Source organism: Photorhabdus heterorhabditis, assembly GCF_001280945.1.
Classification (GTDB): Bacteria; Pseudomonadota; Gammaproteobacteria; order Enterobacterales; family Enterobacteriaceae; genus Photorhabdus; species Photorhabdus heterorhabditis.
The window spans coordinates 1-352 of sequence record NZ_LJCS01000256.1; the positions used below are offsets into that span (position 1 = coordinate 1).

Here is a 352-nt window from a genome sequence, read left to right on the forward strand (position 1 = left end):
CCAATATGCGGTATCCATGGTTGAAGATGGACAAGTTGTTTATCTTGATGCCGGCACCACCACATTTGAAATTGCCAGAGTATTGGCTGAGCGTTTTAACCTCACCATTATTACTAATGATTTTTCCATTATCCAATACCTGATGAATAAACCTCAGTTGAATCTGTTCCATACCGGGGGCAAGTCGATAAGAGAAATCATTCTTGTGTTGGCCGCACCGCAACCATGCTACTTCGTAGCTTGAATGTAGACATTGCTTTTATTAGCACCAGTTCATGGGATCTGGAGCATGGTGTCTCCACACCACATGAAGAGAAAATATTAGTCAAACAGGCAGTACTAAAAACTGCCC

At 42.3% G+C, this 352-nt stretch carries 1 pseudogene; it reads left to right on the top strand.

Annotated features, from left to right (window positions below):
- Nucleotides 1-352 (top strand): annotated as a pseudogene (locus AM629_RS21605) (sugar phosphate isomerase family); the annotation flags it as partial.